This window comes from Geodermatophilus telluris, from assembly GCF_900102745.1.
Lineage (GTDB): Bacteria > Actinomycetota > Actinomycetes > Mycobacteriales > Geodermatophilaceae > Geodermatophilus > Geodermatophilus telluris.
Genome location: NZ_FMZF01000004.1, coordinates 523928 through 545568 on the forward strand (window position 1 = coordinate 523928; position 21641 = coordinate 545568).

General features: G+C 77.9%; 19 protein-coding genes and 1 tRNA gene. 12 read left to right on the plus strand and 8 right to left on the minus strand.

The features are described from left to right. Positions 1-246 precede the first annotated feature (246 nt). Positions 247-1764, plus strand: coding sequence for a mannitol dehydrogenase family protein (locus BLQ97_RS15790; protein ID WP_091366922.1), 1518 nt, complete (start codon positions 247-249; stop codon positions 1762-1764). After that, positions 1761-2501: an HAD family hydrolase gene (locus BLQ97_RS15795; protein ID WP_091366923.1), complete on the plus strand. Its 741-nt coding sequence runs from the start codon at positions 1761-1763 to the stop codon at positions 2499-2501. The genes BLQ97_RS15790 and BLQ97_RS15795 overlap by 4 nt, the downstream gene beginning before the upstream one ends. A gap of 26 nt (positions 2502-2527) precedes the next feature. Here the strand turns inward: BLQ97_RS15795 and BLQ97_RS15800 are convergent, their stop codons facing one another. Next, positions 2528-5536: an AfsR/SARP family transcriptional regulator gene (locus tag BLQ97_RS15800; RefSeq protein WP_175471764.1), complete on the minus strand. Its 3009-nt coding sequence runs from the start codon at positions 5534-5536 to the stop codon at positions 2528-2530. Between the two features lie 51 nt (positions 5537-5587). Here BLQ97_RS15800 and BLQ97_RS15805 point away from each other — a divergent pair, with 51 nt between their 5' ends. The 5 genes from BLQ97_RS15805 to BLQ97_RS15825 all read left to right on the plus strand — a co-directional run bounded on the left by BLQ97_RS15805 (position 5588) and on the right by BLQ97_RS15825 (position 8882). Further along, positions 5588-6058, plus strand: a complete 471-nt coding sequence (locus BLQ97_RS15805) for a TIGR03618 family F420-dependent PPOX class oxidoreductase (protein ID WP_091367016.1) — start codon at positions 5588-5590, stop codon at positions 6056-6058. Beyond that, on the plus strand, positions 6055-6759 hold the full coding sequence (locus tag BLQ97_RS15810; protein WP_175471765.1) for an MBL fold metallo-hydrolase: 705 nt from the start codon (positions 6055-6057) through the stop codon (positions 6757-6759). The genes BLQ97_RS15805 and BLQ97_RS15810 overlap by 4 nt, the downstream gene beginning before the upstream one ends. 86 nt (positions 6760-6845) lie before the next feature. Next, positions 6846-7472 (plus strand): FMN-dependent NADH-azoreductase, encoded by a 627-nt coding sequence (locus BLQ97_RS15815; RefSeq protein WP_091366926.1) that lies wholly within the window; start codon positions 6846-6848, stop codon positions 7470-7472. 2 nt (positions 7473-7474) lie between these two features. After that, a complete protein-coding gene (locus BLQ97_RS23410) occupies positions 7475-7876 on the plus strand; it encodes a nuclear transport factor 2 family protein (protein ID WP_175471766.1) in 402 nt (133 codons plus the stop codon). A 121-nt stretch (positions 7877-7997) separates the two neighbouring features. Continuing rightward, positions 7998-8882 (plus strand): PhzF family phenazine biosynthesis protein, encoded by an 885-nt coding sequence (locus tag BLQ97_RS15825; RefSeq protein WP_091366928.1) that lies wholly within the window; start codon positions 7998-8000, stop codon positions 8880-8882. A 16-nt stretch (positions 8883-8898) separates the two neighbouring features. Here the strand turns inward: BLQ97_RS15825 and BLQ97_RS15830 are convergent, their stop codons facing one another. Both BLQ97_RS15830 and BLQ97_RS15835 read right to left on the minus strand, forming a co-directional pair. Beyond that, entirely contained in the window at positions 8899-9099 is a 201-nt protein-coding gene (locus BLQ97_RS15830) for a DUF1918 domain-containing protein (RefSeq protein ID WP_175471767.1), read from the minus strand. A gap of 86 nt (positions 9100-9185) precedes the next feature. After that, positions 9186-10466, minus strand: a complete 1281-nt coding sequence (locus BLQ97_RS15835; protein ID WP_245692245.1) for an MFS transporter — start codon at positions 10464-10466, stop codon at positions 9186-9188. 159 nt (positions 10467-10625) lie between these two features. On the opposite strand from BLQ97_RS15835, the gene BLQ97_RS15840 reads away from it, so the two are divergent. Continuing rightward, a complete protein-coding gene (locus BLQ97_RS15840; RefSeq protein ID WP_091367018.1) occupies positions 10626-10871 on the plus strand; it encodes a hypothetical protein in 246 nt (81 codons plus the stop codon). A gap of 19 nt (positions 10872-10890) precedes the next feature. Here the strand turns inward: BLQ97_RS15840 and BLQ97_RS15845 are convergent, their stop codons facing one another. The 4 genes from BLQ97_RS15845 to BLQ97_RS15860 all read right to left on the minus strand — a co-directional run bounded on the left by BLQ97_RS15845 (position 10891) and on the right by BLQ97_RS15860 (position 14068). After that, entirely contained in the window at positions 10891-11172 is a 282-nt protein-coding gene (locus BLQ97_RS15845; RefSeq protein WP_091366930.1) for a ubiquitin-like small modifier protein 1, read from the minus strand. Continuing rightward, positions 11169-12251 (minus strand): WD40/YVTN/BNR-like repeat-containing protein, encoded by a 1083-nt coding sequence (locus BLQ97_RS15850; protein WP_091366931.1) that lies wholly within the window; start codon positions 12249-12251, stop codon positions 11169-11171. The genes BLQ97_RS15845 and BLQ97_RS15850 overlap by 4 nt, the downstream gene beginning before the upstream one ends. Before the next feature lie 87 nt (positions 12252-12338). Further along, positions 12339-12833, minus strand: coding sequence for a hypothetical protein (locus BLQ97_RS15855; protein WP_175471768.1), 495 nt, complete (start codon positions 12831-12833; stop codon positions 12339-12341). A 62-nt stretch (positions 12834-12895) separates the two neighbouring features. Further along, positions 12896-14068, minus strand: coding sequence for a L,D-transpeptidase (locus tag BLQ97_RS15860; RefSeq protein ID WP_245692247.1), 1173 nt, complete (start codon positions 14066-14068; stop codon positions 12896-12898). Positions 14069-14231: 163 nt separating this feature from the next. Between BLQ97_RS15860 and BLQ97_RS15865 the strand changes: the two genes are divergently transcribed. Both BLQ97_RS15865 and BLQ97_RS15870 read left to right on the plus strand, forming a co-directional pair. Continuing rightward, positions 14232-14307: transfer RNA gene (locus BLQ97_RS15865), tRNA-Lys, on the plus strand. 223 nt (positions 14308-14530) lie between these two features. Beyond that, a complete protein-coding gene (locus tag BLQ97_RS15870; RefSeq protein WP_245692250.1) occupies positions 14531-15523 on the plus strand; it encodes a sensor histidine kinase in 993 nt (330 codons plus the stop codon). A 44-nt stretch (positions 15524-15567) separates the two neighbouring features. Here the strand turns inward: BLQ97_RS15870 and BLQ97_RS15875 are convergent, their stop codons facing one another. Then, positions 15568-16170, minus strand: coding sequence for a dihydrofolate reductase family protein (locus BLQ97_RS15875; RefSeq protein ID WP_091366933.1), 603 nt, complete (start codon positions 16168-16170; stop codon positions 15568-15570). A gap of 183 nt (positions 16171-16353) precedes the next feature. Between BLQ97_RS15875 and BLQ97_RS15880 the strand changes: the two genes are divergently transcribed. Further along, positions 16354-18678 (plus strand): lysylphosphatidylglycerol synthase domain-containing protein, encoded by a 2325-nt coding sequence (locus BLQ97_RS15880; protein WP_139173701.1) that lies wholly within the window; start codon positions 16354-16356, stop codon positions 18676-18678. A 561-nt stretch (positions 18679-19239) separates the two neighbouring features. Continuing rightward, positions 19240-21641: MDR family MFS transporter (locus BLQ97_RS15885; RefSeq protein ID WP_245692253.1), on the plus strand; the 2402-nt coding region annotated here is incomplete at its 3' end.

Consider the following 21641-nt stretch of genomic DNA (forward strand, 5'->3'; position numbering starts at 1 on the left):
CCGTGCCGGTCGGGCACATGCCCAGCCCGATCCGGACGAAACCCACCCGTAACGCGCCGGGTGCGGCGGTCAGCGCGCGACCGCCACCTCCCGGCCGCCGGTCCACCCCGTAGCCGGCCTCCGCCGCCAGGACGTGCCCGACACCCGCCCCGCCCCGGGTTGGCGCGGACCGTGGCTGGGCACAGAGCCTGAGCGGCCAGGGGTGAACAGCGTCCCCGTCCCGCCGCTCCTCCCCGAGAGATCCCCATGACGCCTGCCCAGACCCGGGCCGCGGCTCCCGCCGTCCCCCTGTCCGACCGGACCCTCCGCGACCTGCCGCCCGAGGTGTCCGTCCCCGCCTACGACCGCGCCGCGCTGCGCCCCGGCATCGTGCACATCGGCGTCGGCGGCTTCCACCGCGCCCACCAGGCCGTGTACCTCGACGAGCTCGCCCGCCGGGGCGAGACCGGCTGGGGCGTGGTGGGCGTCGGCCTGCACAGCCGGGAGATCGGCGAGGTCCTCGCCGGCCAGGACCGCCTCTGGACCGTCGTCGAGCGCGCCGCCGACGGTGACCGCGCCACCGTCGTCGGCGCGCTGACCCGCTACCTGTACGGCCCCGACGACCCGGAGGCCGTGCTGGCCGCACTGGCCGACGAGCGCACCCGCGTGGTGACGCTGACCATCACCGGCACCGGCTACCGCGTCGACGCGCACACCGGCGAGTTCGACGCCGACGACCCGCACGTCGCCCGGGACCTCGAGGACCCCGGCTCGCCCGAGACGGTCTTCGGCTACCTGGTCGAGGCCCTCTCCCGGCGCCGGGAGGCCGGGCTGCCACCGTTCACGGTGCTCTCCTGCGACAACATGCAGTCCAACGGCACCGCGGCCCGCACCGCGGTGGTGTCCTTCGCCCGGCTGCGCGACGGGGACCGCGGCGGGGACCTCGCCGCGTGGATCGACGAGCACGTCGCCTTCCCCAGCAGCATGGTCGACCGGATCACGCCCAACACCTCCCCCGAGGACCGGGACGCCGTCGCGGCCGGGACCGGCGTCGACGACCGGTGGCCGGTGGTGACCGAGCCGTTCCGCCAGTGGGTCGTCGAGGACAGCTTCTGCAACGGCCGCCCGCCGCTGGAGCAGGTCGGCGTCCGTTTCGTCGACGACGTCTCGCCGTACGAGACGGTCAAGACCCGGCTGCTCAACGCCGGCCACAGCGCCATCGCCTACCTGGGCTACCTCGCCGGCTACCGGACGACGGCCGACGTCCTGGCCGACCCGGTGTTCCGCGCGTACCTGACCCGGCTCATGGCCGAGGAGATCGCGCCCTCCCTGCCCGAGGTCCCCGGCGTCGACCTGGCCGAGTACCAGGCCACGCTGCTCGACCGGCTGGCCAACCCCCGGATGGCCGACCAGCTGTCCCGCCTGGGCCGGCGCGGCTCCACCAAGATCCCCAACTACCTGCTGCCGTCCGTGCGGGCCGCGATGGAGGACGGGCGCCCGCACCGGCTCCTGTGCGTGGCGGTGGCCGGCTGGCTGCGCTTCCTCCGCGGCCACGACTACGCGGGGGACGAGGTCCCGGTGCAGGGGCCGCGGATGGACCTGGTGCCGATCGCGCAGGAGGCGGGCGCCGACGCCGCGCCCCTGCTGTCGGAGCAGTCGGTGTTCGACCACGTCGGGCAGGACCCGCGCTTCGCCGGCTGCGTGCAGGAGGCGCTGTCCGCCCTCGATCGGCAGGGACCGCGCGAGGTCGTCGCGGAGTTCCTCGGCGGCGGGGGGCACGCGTGAGCGCCGGGCGGTCCCGCCCGCTGGACCCGGCCGCGGTGACCACCCTGCTCTGCGACGCCGACGGCACCCTGTTCCCGTCCGAGGAACCGGCGTACGCCGCGTCGGCCGGCGTCACCAACCGCTTCCTCGCCGGCCTCGGGGCCGGACGCAGCTACGCACCCGACGAGCTGCAGCGGATGACCAACGGCAAGAACTTCCGGGCGGCCGCCGGGGATCTGGCCACCGCGCACGGGCGGGAGCTCACCCGCTCCGACCTCGAGGAGTGGGTGGCCGAGGAGAAGGACGTCGTCACGGCCCACCTGCGGACGGTCCTGCGCCCCGACCCCGCGGTGCGCGCGCCGCTGGAGCGCCTGTCCGGACGGTTCGCGCTCGCGGCGGTGACCTCGAGCGCCTCCTCCCGGCTGGCCGCCTGCCTGGAGGTCACCGGGCTCGCCGCGCTGTTCGACCCCGGACGCCGCTTCAGCGCCGAGGACTCGCTGACCGAGCCGACCAGCAAGCCCGACCCGGCCGTCTACGCCTACGCCGGCGCCACCCTCGGGGTGGGACCGGCCGAGGCGGTCGCCGTCGAGGACTCGGTCAACGGCGCCCGGTCGGCGGTGGCCGCCGGCTACCCGACCATCGGGCTCCTGCAGTTCGTCCCCGAGGCCGACCGGCGCGACCGCGCCGGGGCCCTGTCCGAGGTGGGGGTGGCCGCCGTCGCAGGGTCGTGGGCCGACGTGGAGCGCCTGCTGCGCTGAACCCGGGCGCCCCTCCCCCGGGCCGGTCAGCCGGCCGAGCCCGGGCTGGGGGCGGTGTCCCCCCTCCGGGACCCCGCGGCGGTCGCGGGACGGACCGCGGCGAGCAGGTCCTCGACGGACTCGAGGCTGCCCGCGGTCGTCTCCGCGGCGTACCGCTCGCCGAGCGTGCGGCGCAGCCGCGGCTGCCAGCCGTCCAGCCGCCGCCGCTGCGCGGCCGTGCGGGCCAGGCCGCCCGCGGTGCGCAGCAGCTCGGCGTGGCCGAGCAGGCCGGCCGCGGCCCCGGGGTCGGCGCCGGCCGCCGCCTCGGCGAGGAGCTCGAGGCTCTCGGTGAGCGCGGCCCGGTGCCCGAGGTCGACCGCGGTCGCCGCGGCCCGCAGCAGGGCGCGGGTGGCGGCCGCCGGGTCACCGAGGGCGAGGTGGACCTGGCCCAGGGTCTGCAGCGACGCCGTGACGCCCTCGGGGTAGGCGACCGACTCGAAGACGTCGAGCCCCTCCCGGGCCAGCACCCCCGCCTCGGCCACGGCCCCGTCGGCCAGGCAGGTGCGGGCGTGCTGGTCGAGGCAGAGCCCGACCAGGTGCCGGTCCCCGGCGCGCCGGAGCACGTGCCGGGCCTCGAGCAGCAGGTCGCGGGCCAGTACGGTGTCCGCCTGGTCGAGGGCGGTGCGGGCGCGCAGCACCAGGCCGAGGCCCAGGCCGCTGTCGTGCCGGGCCGACCGGGAGAGGGCGACGGACCGGTCCTGGGCCGCGGCCGCCTCGGCCGGGCGGCCCAGGGCCCAGCGGGCGGTGCCCAGGTGCAGGAGGCTGCGCGCCTCGCCGCGGACGTCGCCGATCGCGGCGAACCCGGCGGCCGCCTCCGCGCACTCCTCCTCCGCGACGCGGAGCTCACCGACGGACTCGGCGTGCATCCCGGCCGCCAGGTGCAGCCGGGCGTCGGTGCCCGGCTCGTGCGGGCCGGCGGCCCGGGCCTCGGCGATCCAGGTCCGCGCCTCGGCGAAGGAGCCCTCGTAGGACCACCACCACGACAGCGAGCACACGATCCGCGCGCCCAGCGCCGGCAGGGGGCGGGGGCCGCGCAGGCAGTGCTGCAGCGCGGCGCGCAGGTCGGCCCGCGCGGTGCGCAGCTCGGCGAGCCAGCCGGCCTGGTCGGCACCGCGGATGGTGCGGTCGGCGTCCTCGGCGAACCCGGCGTACCAGCGGGCGTGCCGGTCGGCGGCGGCCAGCGCGTCGTCGGGCGCGGCGGCCAGCCGGGCGGCGGCGGCCGCCCGGATGGTGTCCAGCAGCCGGAAGCGGTCGTCGCCGGCGGTGACCAGGGACTGCCGCACGAGGCTCAGCAGCAGCCGGAGGCCGTCGGCCCGCAGGCCCGCGCCGGCCACCTCGACGCCGGCCTCGAGGGGGAAGGCCCCCGCGAACACCGAGAGCCGGTCGAGGAAGCGCGCCTCGTCCTCCGACAGCAGGCCGTAGCTCCAGTCGACGGCCGCGCGCAGCCCGGCGTGCCGGCCGGACCGCCCGTCGCCGTCGCCGAGCAGCCGCAGGCGGTCCCCGAGCAGCTCGGCGGTCTTGCGCGGGCTCAGCGCCGCGGCGTGCCCGGCGGCCAGCTCGATGGCGAGGGGCAGGCCGTCGAGCAGCCGGCACACCGTGGCGACGTCCCCCGCGTTGCCCTCGTCCAGGACGAAGCCGGGCCGGACGGCGGCCGCCCGGTCGCAGAACAGCCGCACCGCGGGCGAGGCGGCGACGACCGCGAGCCCCCCGGCGGGGTCGGGCAGGGCCAGCGGGGGCACCGGCCGGACGAGCTCACCGGGGACCCCCAGCGGCCGGCGGCTGGTGGCGAGCACGCGCAGCCCCGGGCACCCGGCGAGGAGGACGGCGACCAGCCGGCCGGCCGCGTCCGCGACGTGCTCGCAGGTGTCGAGGACCAGCACCGCCTCCCGGGTGCCGACCCAGCGGCGCAGCTCGGCCGCGGCGTCCTCGGCGGAGGCCAGGCCGGTGCCGGTGGCGGCCGCCACCGCGGCCTCGACCCCCGCTCCGGCAGGCACGGCGCCGAGATCGGCCCACCACACCGCCGCGCCGGGGGCCGGTGCGCGGACGGCCTCCGCGGCCAGCCGGGTCTTGCCCGCTCCACCGGGGCCGGTGAGGGTCAGCAGCCGGTGCGATGCGAGGGCCCCGCGCACCGCGGCCACGTCGTCCCCGCGGCCGACCAGCGAGGTGAGCGCCGCCGGCACCTCCGGGGCGGCCGGCGACTGCGGGGCCGGCGGGGGCCCCGGCACGACCGCCGGCACCGCGCGCCGGGCCGGCACGGCGTCGAGGCCCGGGTCCTGGCGCAGGACCTGCCGGCCGAGCTCCTGCAGCTGCGGACCCGGGTCGAGACCGAGCTCCTCGGCCAGCGCCGAGCGCACCCGGTCCAGCGCCGCCAGCGCGTCGGCCTGCCGCCCGGCCCGGTAGAGGGCGAGGGCCAGCTGGCCGTGCAGCCGTTCCCGGAAGGGGTGCTCCCGGACGAGCCGGCCCAGGTCGGGCAGCGCCTCGTCGTGCCGGCCCAGGGCGAGCAGCGCCGCGCCGCGGAGCTCGTGCGCCTGCACCCGCAGCTCCCCGAGCCGGGCCAGGTCGCCCTGCGCGAACGCGTCGTCGGCCGCCTCGGCCAGCGCCGGCCCCCGCCACAGCGACAGCGCCTCCGCCGCCGCGCGCAACCGGGCGGCCGGGTCGTCCTCGGCCGCGGTGGCCCGCGCGACCAGCTCCTCGAACCGGAACGCGTCGACGCCGCCGGGGTCGACGACGAGCCGGTACCCCGTGGGCGCGCGGTCGATCCGCAGCCGCTCCCCGGAGACGGTCCGGCGCAGGTAGCTGACCAGGACGTGCAGCGCGTTGTCGGCGTCGCCCGGCAGCTCGTCGCCCCACAGCTGGTCGACGAGGGTCTCCTGCGGCACCGGGTCGCCGCGGCGCAGCAGCAGCGACAGCAGCAGCCGGCGGGGCCGGCCCCGGCGCACCGGCACCGGCCGCCCGTCGCGCCGGACCTCCAGCGGGCCGAGCACGAGGAGGTCCACCCGCGCTCCTCCCCGACAGCGCCGTGACAGCGACGGCGCGAAACTACCGCCATGGACGCCGACCTGGACCTCGTCCGACGGCTGGTCGCCGCCGAGCACGGCCTCGCGGTGGTGGCCACCACCCGCGCCGACGGCGGGGTGCAGGCCTCGGTGGTGAACGCGGGCGTGGTCGCCCACCCGGCCGACGGCGAGCCGGTCGTCGCGTTCGTCGCGCGGGGCGGCACGCGCAAGCTCGCCAACCTGCGCCGGCGCGGCCGGCTCACCCTGGTGCTGCGGCACGGGTGGGAGTGGGTCGCGGTGGAGGGCGACGTCGACCTCGCCGGCCCGGACGACCCCGGCCTGGGCCTGACCGCCGACGAGCAGCGGTTGCTGCTGCGGCACGTCTTCGCCGCGGCGGGCGGCACGCACGACGACCTCGACGAGTACGACCGGGTCATGGCGGCCGAGCGCCGCACCGCCGTGCTGGTCCGGTGCGAGCGGGTCTACACCAACCCACCGCAGGCGCGGCACGTGGCGCGGTGAGCGCCGAGGTCCTGCGGCGCGACGACGACGTCGTCCTCACCCGCCTGGTCGTCGGGCCGCTGCGGACCAACACCTACCTGCTCGGTTGCGCCCGGACCGGGGACACCGCCGTCGTCGACCCCGGCGACGACGAGCCGCGGATCACCGCGGCCCTGGCCGGTCGCCGCGTCGTCGCCGCCGTCCTCACCCACGCCCACTGGGACCACGTGCAGGCCGTCGGCGCCCTCCGCGCCCGGCACGGCTGCCCGGTGCTCGCCCACCCGGCGGAGGCCGCGGTGTGGGCGCACGAGCTGGCGCACCTGCGGGCGCACGGGCAGTGGGACTGGGGGCAGGACCGGCCACCCGCCGGCGCGCCCACCCCGGTCCCCGGCTGGGACGGGCACGTCGACGCCGCGCTGGCGGACGGCGTCCCGCTCGCCGTCGGCCGGCTGGCCGTCGACGTGCTGCACACCCCCGGGCACACGCCGGGGTCGGTGTGCCTGCGCGCCGGGGACGACCTGCTCACCGGCGACACCCTGTTCCCCGGCGGTCCCGGCCTGACCGGCTGGCCGCTGTCGGACTTCGCCACGGTGATGGCCTCGGTCGAGCGGCTGCTCTCCTCCCTGCCCGGCGCGGTGCGGGTGCACCCGGGGCACGGGCCGGCCACCACGGTCGGGCGGGAGCGGCCCTCGCTGGAGCAGTGGCGCCGGCGCGGCTGGTGACACCCGCGTGACAGGGCCGTGACAGGGGCGGGCCCGAGGGTCGGGACGAACGCGGCGCAGGGCCGCGGTCCACCCGAGGAGGAACGATGTCCCGTCTGCTGCACGTCTCCGCGTCACCCCGTGGCGCCCGGTCCGAGTCGCTGGCCCTGGCGGCCACGTTCCTCGACACCTACCGCGAGCTGAACCCGCTGGACACCGTCGACACCCTCGACCTGTGGGACGGCACGCTGCCGGAGTTCGGCCCGGCCGCGGCGGCCGGCAAGATGGCGGTCTTCGCCGGGCAGCAGCCCGAGGGGGCCGCGGCCGAGGCGTGGGAGCGGGCCACGGCGACCTTCCGCCGGTTCGACTCCGCCGACCGCTACCTGTTCAGCGTGCCGATGTGGAACGCCGGCATCCCCTACGTGCTCAAGCAGTTCATCGACGTGGTCAGCCAGCCCGGCATGGTCTTCGGCTTCGACCCCGTGGAGGGCTACACCGGCCTGCTCACCGGCAAGAAGGCGGTCCTGCTGCTGACCAGCGCCGTCTACGGCCCGGGGCGCGGGCCCGCCTTCGGGTCGGACTTCCAGGGCCCCTACCTGCGCGACTGGCTGGCCTGGGCCGGCGTCTCCGACGTCGAGGAGGTCTCCTTCCGGCCGAACCTGGCCACCGCCGACGCCGACACCGCCCGGGAGCGGGCGCACGAGGAGGCCCGCAGGCTGGCGGCCAAGCTGTGACCGTGCCCGGCGACCCGCGCGCCGCCGCGGACGTCGTCCGGGGTTTCCTGCGCGACGTCCGGTCCGGCGCCCGCCCGGACCGCGCGCACCGCTACCTCGCTCCCCGGGTGCAGGCGCACCAGGGCCCACCGGGAGCGGTGCGCGCGGTCGTCGGGCGCGCGCCCGGGCAGTACGCCGCGCACGTGCGGGAGATGCAGGCGGCCGCCGGACCGTGGACGTTCGAGGTGCTCGGCGTCACCGCCGCGGCGGGCCGGGTCGAGGCGGCCTGGCGGCAGACCGGCGCGGCCGGGACGGGAGGCGCCCCCGGGCGGCGGGTGGTCGAGCACGGGCGGGCGACCTACCGGGTCGAGGGCGGCCGCATCACCGAGTACTGGATCGACGCCCGCCAGGAGGTCGTCCCGTGACCCCGCCCCTCCCGCCGGGGGTGTGACAGGCGGGTGACAGGACGGTCGGGTTCCCTGGGTGCGGCGGTGGCCCCCGGTCACCGCCCGCCGAGCCCCCGCCGAGCCCCCGTGGAGTCCTCCGATGCCCACCACCGAGCACCGAGCCCAGACCGACGGCACCTCCTCCGGCCCCGAGGTGCTGCGCTACACCGCCTTCAGCACCGACCCCGCCGGGGGCAACCCCGCCGGGGTCGTGCTGGACGCGACCGCGATGACGCCCGAGGAGATGCTGGCCACCGCCGCCGCGGTCGGGTACTCCGAGACCGCCTTCCTGCTGCCCCGCGGGGACGGCCTCGACGTCCGGTACTTCAGCCCCCGCGCCGAGGTGAGCTTCTGCGGCCACGCCACCATCGCCTCCGCCGTCGCGCACGCCGAGCGCCACGGGGCCGGCCGGCTGCTGTACCGCACCCCCGCCGGGCCGGTCGACGTGCGCACCGCCCGGGCCGACGACGGGTCCTGGCGCGCGACGCTGACCAGCGTCGCGCCGACGTCCGTCCCCCTGGGCGACGACGACCTCCGCGAGCTGCTGCGCGCCCTGCACTGGTCCGCGGCCGACCTGGACCCCGCCCTGCCCCCGCGGGTCGCCTACGCCGGGGCCTGGCACCCGGTCCTCGCTGCCGGCACCCGGGACCGGCTGGCCGCGCTCGACTACGACCTCGACGCCCTCGCGGCGCTCATGCAGCGGCGGGACTGGACGACCGTCGACCTGGTCTGGCGGGCCGACGCGACGACCTTCCACGCGCGCAACCCGTTCCCGCCCGGCGGCGTGGTCGAGGACCCGGCCACCGGGGCGGCCGCCGCCGCGCTGGGCGGGTACCTGCGCGAGCTGGGGCTGGTGACCCCGCCGGCCACCGTGACCGTGCTGCAGGGCGCGGACATGGGGCGCCCCAGCCGGCTGACCGTCGACGTCCCGCAGGACCCGGGCAGCGGCATCGGCGTCACCGGCGCCGCCGTCGCGATCCCCTGACGGGGACCGCTCCGCGTCAGCCCTGCGAGGGGTCCGGCTCGACGACCGCCGCGGTCCCCGCCGGGTAGAAGAGCCCGGTGTGCCCGTCGGGCTCCCACCGCACCCGGTACGGCGGCCCGCCGTCGGGCTCGTGGCACTCGAGGACGACGCCGGTGCGCTCCGGCTCCCCCTGGTGCGTGGAACGGACGACGATCCTGTCCCCGACGTGCGCCTCCACGGCGGCCTCCCGGCTGACGACCCGGCCCGGAACGCCGTCCAGCCTGCCCGCCCCGGCCGGGCGCGGGCAAGGGGTCGCGCGCCCGCTCAGTGCCCGGCCGTCTCCGGCGTCGCCGCCCGGGGGTCCAGCGGGTGCGCGCGCTCGTCGGCGGGCAGCCGGGCTCCCAGCAGGACGAGGACGGCGAGCGCCGGCGGGGCCAGCCCGGCCACCAGGAAGGTCGCCGGCAGCCCGACGCGCTCGCTCAGCGGCCCGGCCAGTGCCACCGACACCGGCACCAGGGCGCCGGAGACGACGAAGTCGAGGCTGGCGACCCGGCCGAGCAGCGCGGCGGGCACCCGGCGCTGCAGGAGCGTGCCCCAGACCACCAGGCCGCCGTGGATGCCGGCGCCGGCCACCAGCCCGGCGGCGACCATCGGCCAGACGCGCTCGGCGGTGCCGAACACCGCCAGCGGCAGGCAGCCCAGCGCCCAGAGCGCCGTCGTGGCGGTCAGGTAGCGGCGCGGCAGCGGGCGGGAGGCCACGGCCAGCGAGCCGAGCGCCCCGCCGACGCCGAAGGCGGCCAGCACCAGCGCGTGCTGCACCGGGCCGCCGCCGGCCCGGTCGCGCAGGGCGAAGGGCGCGAGCACCTGCAGCGGCCCGGTGGTCAGCAGCAGCACGAGCGAGGCGAACAGCAGGGTGGCCAGCAGCCAGCGGGTGCGGCGCAGGAACGCCAGTCCCTCGCGGCAGTCGGCCAGCAGCGCCCCCGCGGGGTGGCCGGCCGCGACGCCCCGGTGCACCGGCAGCAGCGGCAGGCCCAGGACGCACAGCGTCGCGCCGAGGGAGGCAGCCGCGGTGGCCAGGAAGGCGGCCCCCGGGGACAGCGCGGCCACGAGCAGCCCGGCCGCCGCGGGCCCGGCCACCTGGTAGAGCGCCGGGCGCAGCGCCCCCTCGAGCCCGTTGGCCGCCAGGACCTGCTCCGGCGGCAGCAGCGCGGGCACCAGCGCCGAGTAGGCCGGGTAGTGCAGCCCCAGCGCCACCCCGCCGAGCAGGCCGACGACGGCGAGCACCGGCAGCGGCAGGACGCCGGCGAGCGACAGCCCACCCACCGCGGCCACCGGCACCGCCGACAGCAGTGTCACCGCGAGCAGCAGGTGCCGCTGCGGCACCCGGTCGGCCAGCACCCCGCCGGGCAGTGCCGCGGCCAGGGTCCCCGCCGCGGACAGCCCGCTGACCAGCGACAGCTCCGCCGGGCCGCCGCCGAGGGCGACCACCTGCCAGACGACGGTGACCGCCCACGCGCCGTTGGCGACGAGCGACAGCGCCAGGGAGGCCGCCAGCCGGCGGTAGGCCGGGGAGCGCAGCGGCGCCAGCGCGCGCGGCAGCGGCACCCGCTCCCCCTTCCTCCCGGTCCCCGCCATCGTCCCCGCCGCCCCCGGCCGGCGCGGCACCCGTGCCGGGTGGGGCGGGTGGGTCGCCTGAGCCGCCGCGTGCCGGACACGCACCGGCAGGTGCTGGCCCGGCCCGGCGCGGGCTCGGACCCTGGCGCCATGACCACCGCCTACTCCTACGGGACCGCGCACGCGGTCGTCATGGTCGGCTCGGTCGGCAGCCCGGAGGGGCTGCAGCCCCGCCAGATCGGCCCGGCGCACGCGACGATCGGCCGGGTGACCGGCCGCAGCCGCAAGTCGCTGTGCGGCGCCTACGTCGCCGTCGACGAGCAGCTCCAGTGGCCGCCGGACGGCTACGAGGACCAGCAGCTGTGCGCCGAGTGCGCCACCCTGGCCCTGCTCTGAGCCCAGCTCTGACCGGCAGTCAGCCGCCGGCCACCGAGGGCAGCACCTGCACCACCGCACCCGCGGGCACGGCCGTGGCCAGCCCGGCGGCGAAGCGGACGTCGTCGCCGTCCACGTAGACGTTGACGAACCGGCGCAGCGCGCCCGCCTCGTCCCGGATCCGCCGCTCGAGCACCGGGTGCCGGGCGGCCAGGGCGTCGAGCAGCCCGGCCAGCGTGGGGTCGGCGGGGTCCACCGCGAGCCGCCGCGAGCCGCCGGCCAGGTCGGCCAGCACACCCGGCAGCAGCACCTCGACGGTCACGGCAGCCGCGCCGCGCGCACGCAGAGGACGTCGGGCAGGTGGTCGGCGACCAGCGTGAACGACTCGCCCTCGTCGCGGCTGGACCACACGCAGCCGTCCCGGGTGCCCAGGTGGACGCCCGTCGGGTCGGCCCCGTCCACGCAGACGGCGTCGCGGAGCACCGCCGTCCAGGCGGCGTCGGGCAGCCCGGCGCCCAGCTCGGTCCACGTCGCGCCCGCGTCCCGGGTGCGGTGCACCCGCAGCCGCCCGCCCGGCGGCACCCGCTGCGCGTCGGCGACCAGCGGCACCACCCAGGCGGTGCCCGGCGTGGTCGGCGAGGCGACCACCGGGAAGCCGAAGTCGGCCGGCAGGCCCTCGGCGATCGAGGTCCACGCGCCTCCGGCGTCGTCGGTGCGGTAGACGCCGAAGTGGTTCTGCGCGTACAGGCGGTCGGGGTCGCCGGCGTCGACGGCCACCTTGTGCACGCACTGGCCGTACTCCGGCGCGGGCTCGGGCAGGAAGACCGCGCCGATGCCCGCGTTGCGCGGCCGCCAGGTGCCGCCGCCGTCCTCGCTGACGTAGACGCCGCCGGTGCTCATCGCCACCACCAGGCGCTCGCCGGTGGGGTGCGGCAGCACGGTGTGCACCGCGCCGCCCCCGCCGCCGGGCTCCCACCCGGGCCGGTGCGGGTGGTCCCAGAGCCCGCGGACGAGGCCGAACGAGCGGCCACCGTCCTCGCTGCGCCACAGCGAGTGCGGCTCGCAGCCGGCCCACACGACGCCGGGCCGCTGCGCGGTGTCGGGCCGCAGCTGCCAGACGCGGGCGAGCGCGGCGCCGGTGTCGGCGGGGAAGCGGATGGCGCCCTCGTCGGTCTCCGACCAGGTGGCGCCCAGGTCGTCGGACCAGGTGACGGTGGGTCCCCAGTGCCCGTACTGGACGCCGGCCAGCAGCCGCGGCACGGGCCCGCGGACGTCGATGCCGACCGCCGCCACCTCCTGCGCGAGCAGGTGCGGCCCGTCCAGGGTCCAGGTGCGGCGGTCGTCGTCGCTGCGGGCCAGCCACAGCCCCTTGCGCGTGCCGATGGCGAGCAGGTCGGCCACGGTCCCCTCCGGTCGTCCCGGGGCCGGCGCGGCCCCTCCCGCAGGAGGGACCGCGGCGGTCACCGGAACTGAGCGGAGGAGCCGCCGTCAGCGGCGGGTGGCGCCGCCGCGGTCGTCGCCGGTCACCGGGGCCTGGGCCCCGTCGATGCGGCGAGTGGCGTCCGGGTCGACGGCGTGGTTGCCGGCCGGGTCACGGTCGACGACGTGGTTGCCGCGGTCCTGCCGGTCGGCCAGCCCCGGGGCGAGCTTCTCGGCCTCGGCCCGCAGCCGCTCGGCGGCGCTGGCGTGCTCCTGCGCGGTGGCGGCCCGCTGCCGCGCCTCCTGCTCGGCCATCCGGGTGCGCTCCTCGACCTCGGCGCGCTCGCGGCGGGCGCGGGCGGCCTGCTCCTCGGCGAGCGCCTGCTCCTTCTCCGCCTGCACCCCGCGCAGCCGTGCCTCCTCCAGGTGCTCGCGCGCCTGGGCGCGCTGCTGCTCCCGGCGGCGGGCCGAGGCCACGCGGCTGCGCTTGGCCAGGGCCAGCCCGACCAGGGCCAGCACGACCAGCGCGACGACGACGATCAGCACGATCAACCAGGTGTCCACGACGCTCCCTCCCCAGGAAAACGCCCAGGTGGTGCCCGCGGTCGGCCCGGGAGAAACCACGATCACGACAGCGCGCTGCCGGCCACCCACTCGTCCCACGGGACGGTCCAGTCGGAGATGTCGGAGGTGAGCGTGCCCGCGGAGGAGTTGCGGATCTCGACGACGTCACCCGGCTGGGAGAAGTCGAAGAACCAGCGGGCGCGGTCGGTGGAGAGGTTGATGCAGCCGTGCGAGACGTTCTCCCGGCCCTGCTGGGCCACCGACCACGGGGCGGCGTGCACGAACTCGCCGCTGTCGGAGAGCCGCACCGCCCACTGCACCGGCGTCCGGTAGCCGCCCGGGCTGTCGACGGGCACGCCGTAGGTGCTCGAGTCCATGACCCGGTCGGCGTTGAGCTCGGTGACCACGTGCGGGCCGTTGTAGCTCGGGTTGTCGGGGCTGCCGGCGCTCATCGGCCAGGTCTGCACCAGCTGGTCGCCGTCGTAGACCTCCATCGTGTGGGTGGCGGCGTCGGCGATCGACACGTGCCGCTCGCCGATGGTGAAGGCCACCGTGCGGTCCTGCTCGCCCCACACGCCCGCGCCGATCTCCACGCCGTAGAGGTCGGCCTCCAGGGTGACGTCGGTGTTCTCGGGCCAGTACTCCGACGGGCGGAAGTGCACCTCGGTGTCGCTGGACCAGCTCCACCGGCCGTCGGTGGGCGTCGAGCTGGTGACCAGCAGGCGGCTCTCGACGGCGGCCCGGTCGACCACCGGCTCCTCGAAGTAGACGCGGATCGGCATGCCCACGCCCACGGTCTGCCCGTCGAGCGGGCCGATCGCGGGGGTGGTGAGGTCCTCGGGGGTCACCGTGGTGAACGTGCTGGTGGCCTCGGCGGGCTCGGCGTCGGCGTTCTCGGCGGCGGCGGTGAGCGTGTAGGTGGTGCCCCAGTCCAGCGGGGTCTCCGGCGTCCAGACCTCGCTGCCCTCGGTCTCGCCGTCGGCCACCGCGCCGGGCACCTCGGCGCCGGACCCGTCGGTGACGGTCACCTCGGTGACCTCGCCGTCGGTGACGGAGATCTCCACCGGTTCGCCGGGGGCGACGTCGGTCGCGCCGTCGGCCGGGGTCAGCTCGACCTGCGCCGGGGCGGCGTCAGCGGTGGTCGGCGCCGCCGTCGCCGGCGCGTCCTCCGTCCCGTTGCACCCACTGAGCAGGGCGATCGCCCCCGCCGTGACCAGCGCCGCTGTCCGTCGCACCCTCGTCGTCTCCCCTGTCCCCTGCGCCGCTCCGGCCGGAGCCGGCGTGCCCAGTGTCCCCGCTGCTGCGCAGCGGTGGGGTCCGTGCGGAGGTGGTCCCCGACGGGACCGACCCGGGCGCTGGTATCGTTCCTCCTCGTGACCGGGGCAGCCCGGGAGACACGCGCCATTAGCTCAATTGGCAGAGCAGCTGACTCTTAATCAGCGGGTTCGGGGTTCGAGTCCCTGATGGCGCACCAGGCCACGAGGCCATCGACCTGCACGTCCGCGCCCTCCGGTGGCCGGGACGCCGTCCTCCGCGCCGCCCCACCGGCCAGTCCCCGCGCACCCGCCACGCCGGTCCCGCAGGCCCCGGTGGCGGCCGCGAGCGTGAGTCGCTGCGCGTCGGGTAGACGGGTCCAGGTGCCTCCGTCTGCGCGTCGGCTCGCACCGCGGCAGCCGGCACACGAGGGGACAGCAGCAGTGCACCGCACGAACACCGACCGGCCCGGCTCCGGCGGCCCGGTCCCGGCCACCGGCGGCAGGTCGCCGGGCTACCGGCACGACGCCCTCGTCTACGACGACGTCGACACGCTCACCGCCGTAGCCGCGCCCTGGCTGCTCGAGGGGCTGGCCGCCGGCGACGCCGCGCTCGTCGCCGCCGGACCGGCGACCACCGGGCCGCTGCGCGAGGCCGTCGGACACGACCCGCGGGTGCTCGTCGTCGAGCGGCACGCCCTCTACCGCGCCCGCACGCCCACCGCGATCACCGCGTTCCGCCGCTTCGCCGACGAGCACGCCGCCCCCGGCCACCGGCTGCGGGTGGTCGGGGAGACCGACTACGGCACCACGGCCGCCGACTGGCGGGAGTGGCAGGCCTACGAGGCGGTCATCAACACCGCCCTGCGCCCGTGGCCGCTGTGGGGCCTGTGCGTGTTCGACGCCGCGCTGCCCGCGCCGATCCTGGCCTCGGTCCGGAAGACGCACCCGCGGCTGGTCACCGCCGACGGGCGGTCGGCCAACCCCGACTTCCTCGACCCGGCCACCTACCTGCGCAGCCTGCCGGTACCGGTCGAGCCGCTGGAGTCCACGCCGCCGGCCCTGGCCGACGACGACATCGGCGACTACACCGGCCTGCGCCGCCGGGTGCGCGCCTGGCTGGACACCGTCGACGGGCCGGACGACGTGCTCGAGGACTTCCTCCTGGCCGTCGACGAGATGACCTCCAACGCCGTCCGGCACGGCACCCTCCCCGCCGGCCTGCGGCTGTGGACCGCCCCCGGCCGGGTGGTGGCCACCGTCCGCGACTCCGGCTCCGGTCTCGACGACCCCTTCGCCGGGTACGGGCCCGCGCACGGCGCGGACCTCAGCCACGGCGGCATGGGGCTGTGGCTGGCCCGGCAGCTGTGCGACCACGTCGCCATCCGCCGCGACGCGGACGGCGTCAGCGTGCGGCTGACCACCACCTGGAGCTGACGGCCGGCGTTCCTCCCCCGGCAGGCCCGGCGGCACCCGCCGGGTCAGCGCAGCACGGGGAACACCAGGTGCAGCACCCGGTCGCCCGGCACGCACACCGTCGGGTTGCCCAGCAGGACCTCCGGGGACGAGAGCCGGCCGAAGAAGGGGCGGTTGCCCTCCCCCAGCACGACGGGGACCAGGTCGACGGCCACCTCGTCGAGCAGCCCCAGGTCCAGACACTGGCGGGCGACGGTCCCCCCGGTGACCGCGACCACCCGGTCGCCGGCCAGCTCCCGGGCGCGGGCGACCGCGGCCCCGACCCCGTCGGTCACGAAGGTGAACGGGGCGTCGGGGTGCGCCGCGACCCAGTCCGTCGGAGGCCGGTGCGTCACGACGACGACGGGGACGTCGAGCGTGTGCCGACCCTGCCAGCCCCCGGCCACGTCGAAGAGCGTCCGGCCGCAGACCAGCGCCCCCAGTGAGGACGTCCACCGCCGCCAGTGCTCCGCGCTGGGCGGGGTCAGGTGGACGGTGAAGTCGCCGGCGGGGGTCGGGAGGGCGACCTCGCCGTTCTGCAGCCAGTCGAACAGCGGGCCGATGCTGTCGTCCTGCCTGGCGACGTAGCCGTCGAGGGACGTGATCGCGTTCGCCACCACTCTGCCCACGGGTCCTCGCTCCTCTCGGGTGCCCCGGCCGGGTGGACCTGCCGGTGCAGGTGAGACCCGCCACCCCACCGGGACTCATCGCGCGGAGCCCGCCGCCCGTCCCGTCCCGCAGCCGGTCCCGTCGTGGCCGGGCACCCGGGGCGGCGGGCGGCGGCCGTGGGCGGCCCCTCGATACTGCTGCCCGTGGACGGCGACGGCGGGGGCGGTCCGGCGTCCCCCCGGGCACGGGTCCGCCGCCCCTCCGACGTCGCCCGGCTGGCCGCCACCCTCGGCCTGCTGGCGGCCCTCGGCGCGCTGTCCGCGCTGCTGCCGGCCGCGGCCGGGACCACGGTGCCCGACGGGGTGCGCGGCCTGCCGCGGGCCGTCCTGTCGGCCGCGAACGCCCTCGCGTCGCTCGCCGTGCTGGGGGTCCTGGCCGCCGTGGTGGTCGACGCACTGCGCCACCGCCGCGGGGCGCTGCTCCCGGCGGCGGCCGCGTGCGCCCTCGGCGCCGGGCTGGCGGTGGCCGCCCAGGAGGCGGGCGAGGCCGGCTGGGTGACACCGCTCGGGCCGTCGGTCGACTCGGCCGTGGTCCCGGTCGCGGCCGCCGTCGGGCTGCTGGTCGGCGCGGACCTGCCGCGGGGCGGGCGGCTGACCGTTCCGGCGGCCGCGGCGCTGCTCGCCGCGACCGGCTGCGCCGTGGCCCTGGGCAGCGAGACGGTGCCCGGCGCGGTCGCCGCCGTGCTGCTCGGCACGGCCGCCGGACTGGCGGTGCGGGTGGCCGTCGGCGTCGCCCCCGCCCGCCCGCCGGAGGCCCTCGTCGCCGCGGCGCTGGCGCAGGCGGGCATCGCGCTCGTGGGCGGCATGCGGCCGCTGGAGGAGGCCGCCGGCCGGGTGCGCTGGGCCGCCGCGGACGCCGGAGGCGACCTCGTGCTGACCGTGGTGGACCCCGACCGGCGGGGCGTGGCGCTCGCCAGCCGCGCCTGGCGCGTGCTGTGGTTCCGCACCTCGGCGGTCGGGCGGCCGGCGCTCTCGCTGCGCGGTGTCCTCGAGCGCCGGGCCCTGGTCGCGGGCCTGGCCCGCGCGGCCGGGGTCGCCGTCCCCCCGGTCCTGGCACTGCTGCCGGCGGGGCCGGCACTCGTCCTCGTCGAGCGGCCCCTGCCGGGCGCACCCCTGGCCGGCGACGACGCGCCGGGGGTGCCGGCCCTCACCGCCGGGTTCGGTGCGCTGCGCCGGCTGCACCGGGCCGGGATCGCGCACGGCGCGCTCACCGCGGACGCCGTCGTCCTCCTCGCCGACGGCACTGCCGGCCTCACCGACCTGCGGGACGCCCAGCCGGCCGCCGGCGAGCTGCAGCGCGACCTCGACGTGGTGGCGCTGCTGGTCGCGGTGGCCGCACCGGCCGGGGCGGCGGCCGCCGTGGCGGCGCTGCGCGCCGGCTACGCCACCGGGCCGGCCGAGGAGGCCCGGTGGGCGGCGCTGCTGCAGCCGCTCGCGCTGACCCGGCCGGTCCGCCGGGCGGCCGCCCGGACACCCGTCCTCGAGGACCTGCGCGCCGCCCTCGGCGGCCCCGACGCCCCCCGGGTGACGCCGCCCCGGCTCGAGCGCATCCGGGGGCGCACGGTCGTCAGCGTCGCGGGGGCGACCGTCGGCGCGCACGTCCTGGTCACCCAGCTGTCCGACGTCGGCATCGGCACCGCGCTGCGGCAGGCCGACTGGCGCTGGCTGGCGGTCGCGGTGCTCGGCTCGGCGCTCACCTACGTGGGCGCGGCGCTGGGGCTGCTGGCCTTCGTCCCCGAGCGGCTGCCCCTCGGCCGCACCACCCTCGTGCAGCTGTCGTCGGCGTTCGTCACCCTGGTGACCCCGCCGACCGTCGGGCACGTCGGCGTGAGCATCCGCTACCTGCAGCGCTCGGGCGTGCCCACCGCCACCGCGGCGGCCTCGGTGGCGGTCAGCCAGGTGGTCACCGTCGCGGTGACGCTGCTGCTGCTGGTGGTGTGCGGCTGGTCCAGCGGCGTCTCGCCGTCGCGCCCCTCGCTGCTGCCCAGCGGGCCGGTCCTCGCCGTCCTGCTGGCCGCCGGCGTCCTGCTCGCGGTGGCGGTCGCGGTCCCGCGCACCCGGCGGGCGCTGCGCCGGCGGGTGGACCCCCTGGTCCGGCGCACGGTTCCGCAGCTGCTCGCCGCGGCGACCGAGCCCCGCCGGCTGGGCACGGCCGTCCTCGGCGTCCTGCTGCTCAACGGCGGGTACGTGCTGGCGCTCGACGCGTCACTGCGCGCCTTCTCGACCTCGCTCGCCCTGTCCTCGCTCGCGGTCGTGTACCTGGTCGGCTCCACGGTCGGCTCGGCGGCGCCCACGCCGGGCGGGCTGGGCGCGGTCGAGGCCGCGCTGGTCGGCGGCCTGACCGCGACCGGGGTGCCCCTCGCCCCGGCGCTGGCGGCGGTGCTCGCCTTCCGGGTGGCGACCTTCTGGCTGCCGGCCCCGTTCGGCTGGCTGGCCTTCGTCGGCCTGCAGCGCCGCGGGCGGATCTGAGGCCGGACCGTCAGCCGCGGACGGCGCGCACCAGCCGCCGGAGGCCGAGCACCGCGGCACCCGCGCCGGCCACCCAGGGCCCCACGACCACGCCGCACGTCGGCCGCACGCCGACCGGGCCGGCCCGCACAGCCCGGTCCCAGGCGGTCGTCCTCGCTGGCCGGACGTCCCGTCCGCGCCGTCGTCGAGCGCTCGGCGTCCCGCTCGTGCGACGCCGGACCCGGCGACCACCCACTCCTCGGGTCGCAGGGGACCGTGATCCCCCCACACGGGAGTCGGATGCCCGGAACGCGACCTGCGACGGATGTGGTCGTCTCCACAGCGGCCCTAGCGTGGGGCCGGTCCTGACCCACGGACCCCGTCGGGCAGCAGCAGCCGGATCCGCCGGGGACGTCGCCGACACGCCGGCAGCCGCCCGCGACGCGTGCCCGTCGTCACCGGCGAACCGGTCGCACCGAGGAGCAGCATGACCTGGCACCCGTCCCGGATCGTGGCCCCGGCGACGAGGCTCACCGGCTCCACGGGCCACGGGCCGGCCGCCCCGTCCCCCGGGGCGGGCTCGTGACCCGGGGTCACTCCCCCAGCGCGGCCGAGCGCCGGGAGACGCGCGCGGCCGCCGCCGCACCGGGCGAGGACGGCGCCTTCACCCACCGGCAGATCCTCACCATCATCGCCGGGCTGATGGTCGCGATGTTCCTCGCCGCCCTCGACCAGACCGTCGCCGCGACCGCCATCCGCACCATCGCCGACGACCTGCGGGCCTACGACCTGCAGGCGTGGGCCACCACGGCGTTCCTGATCACCTCGACGATCTCCACGCCGCTGTACGGCAAGCTCTCCGACGTCTACGGCCGGCGGCCGTTCTACCTGTTCGCCATCGCCGTCTTCGTCCTCGGCTCGGTGCTGTGCGGGCTGGCCGCCTCGATGTCCCAGCTGGCCGCCTTCCGCGCGGTCCAGGGCATCGGCGCCGGCGGCCTGATGTCGCTGGCGCTGGCGATCATCGGCGACGTCGTGCCACCGCGGCAGCGCTCCCGCTACCAGGGCTTCTTCATGGCCGTGTTCGGCGCCTCGAGCGTGCTGGGACCGCTCGTCGGCGGGTTCCTCGCCGGCCGGTCCGAGCTGCTGGGCGTGGCGGGCTGGCGGTGGGTCTTCCTGGTCAACGTGCCCCTGGGCCTGCTGGCGTTCGCCGCGGTGTTCCGGGTGCTGCACCTGCCGCACGAGCGGCGCGAGCACCGCATCGACTGGCCCGGCGCCCTGGCGCTGGTCACCTGCATCGTGCCGCTGCTCCTCGTCGCCGAGCGGGGCCGCACCTGGGGCTGGACCTCCACCGACGCCCTGACGTGCTACGCGATCGGCGCCGTCGGTCTCGGGCTCTTCCTGCTCGCCGAGCGGGCCTACGGCGACGAGGCGCTGCTGCCGCTGCGGCTGTTCCGCAACCGCACCTTCACCGTCGCCACCGCGGGCAGCACGGTGGTGGGCGCCGGCATGTTCGGCGGCCTGCTGCTGCTCCCCCAGTACCTGCAGATCGTGCACGGCTCGAGCGCCACGGTCGCGGGCCTGCAGATGATCCCGCTGGTCGTCGGCATCGCGATCGGCGCCTCGAGCTCGGGCGTCGCCATCTCCCGGACCGGCCACTACCGGGTGTTCCCCCTGGCAGGCACCGTGCTCATGGCCGTCGCGCTGGCCGCACTGTCGTTCATCGTCGGCGCGGACACCTCGGTCCTGGCGCTGGCGCCGCTCATGGTGCTCCTCGGGGTGGGCCTCGGGTTCAACATGCAGCCCGCCGTGCTGGCGGTGCAGACCGCTGTCGCGCCCTCCCAGCTGGGCGTGGCCACCTCGTCGGTCACCTTCTTCCGCCAGATGGGCGCCACCATCGGCACCGCGGCGTTCCTGTCGGTGCTCTTCAGCCGCCTGCCCACCGACATCGGGGCGGCCGTGACCGCGTCCGCGGCGACCGACCCCCGGGTGTCCGACGCCGTGGGCAGCGGTCGGCTGCCCACCGGTGGGGACCTGTCGGACACCTCCTTCGTCCAGCACCTGCCCGGCTCCCTCGCGCTGCCGTTCCGCACCGGGTTCGCCGACTCCATCGGCCTGGTGTTCCTCGTCGTGGCCGCCGTGGCCGCGGCCGGCTTCCTGGTGTTCCTGTTCCTGCCGCAGCTGGCCCTGTCGGACAAGTCCGGCATCCAGGCCCGTCAGGCGGCGGGGCTCCTCGCAGCGCCGACCTCCGCGCCACCCCCACCGGGCCGGGCCGGGCCGGGTACCCGCCCGGCCGTCCACGCCACTCTCCCCCGCCCACGGCGGCTCGCGGGCCTGGCGGGCCTCGTGGGCCTCGGTCGGGCGACCGCCCGGTCCCACCGGGCGCCCCGGAGGGCCAGGCACCTCCTGGCCGGTGCGGGCCTCGTGGCGGTGCTCCTCGGAGGGGTCGGCGTCGTCCAGGCCGCGCAGGACTCCGCGGACGGCGGGGCCGCAGGTGCGCAGGCGGCGGCCGACCCCGACACCTCGGTCGCGGACGGGCAGGCCTCCGACCGTGCCGAGCCGATGACCGTCCCGGCCCCGCCGGTCCCCGCGGCGCCGCTGCCGTCCGACGAGCGCCGGACCAGCAGAGGCGGGGCTGCTGCGCCGCAGGAGGCCACGGACACGCCGCTCGCCCCGGCGCCCGCCACGACGGTGCGACCGGAGGAGACGCCACCACCTCCGACGAGCCCTGCTGCGACCACCACCTCGTCCGCGGCGCCCTCGACCGGGACCAGCACCTCGGCGGGGACGGCGACACCGTCACCGACGAACAGCGCCACCCCGACCACCACGACGGCGGCGCCCCCCACCACGACCGCGCCGACCACCACCACGACCGCACCCACCACCACTGCACCGACCACCACGACCACGGCACCCACCACCACCACCGCACCCACCACCACGACCGCGGCACCCACCACCACGACCACGGCACCCACCACCAC

Coding starts and splice junctions, on each gene's coding strand:
- BLQ97_RS15825 (WP_091366928.1), top strand. CDS start 7,998: ATGCCCACCACCGAGCACCGAGCCCAGACCGACGGCACCTCCTCCGGC.
- BLQ97_RS15805 (WP_091367016.1), top strand. CDS start 5,588: ATGGACGCCGACCTGGACCTCGTCCGACGGCTGGTCGCCGCCGAGCAC.
- BLQ97_RS15815 (WP_091366926.1), top strand. CDS start 6,846: ATGTCCCGTCTGCTGCACGTCTCCGCGTCACCCCGTGGCGCCCGGTCC.
- BLQ97_RS15790 (WP_091366922.1), top strand. CDS start 247: ATGACGCCTGCCCAGACCCGGGCCGCGGCTCCCGCCGTCCCCCTGTCC.
- BLQ97_RS15840 (WP_091367018.1), top strand. CDS start 10,626: ATGACCACCGCCTACTCCTACGGGACCGCGCACGCGGTCGTCATGGTC.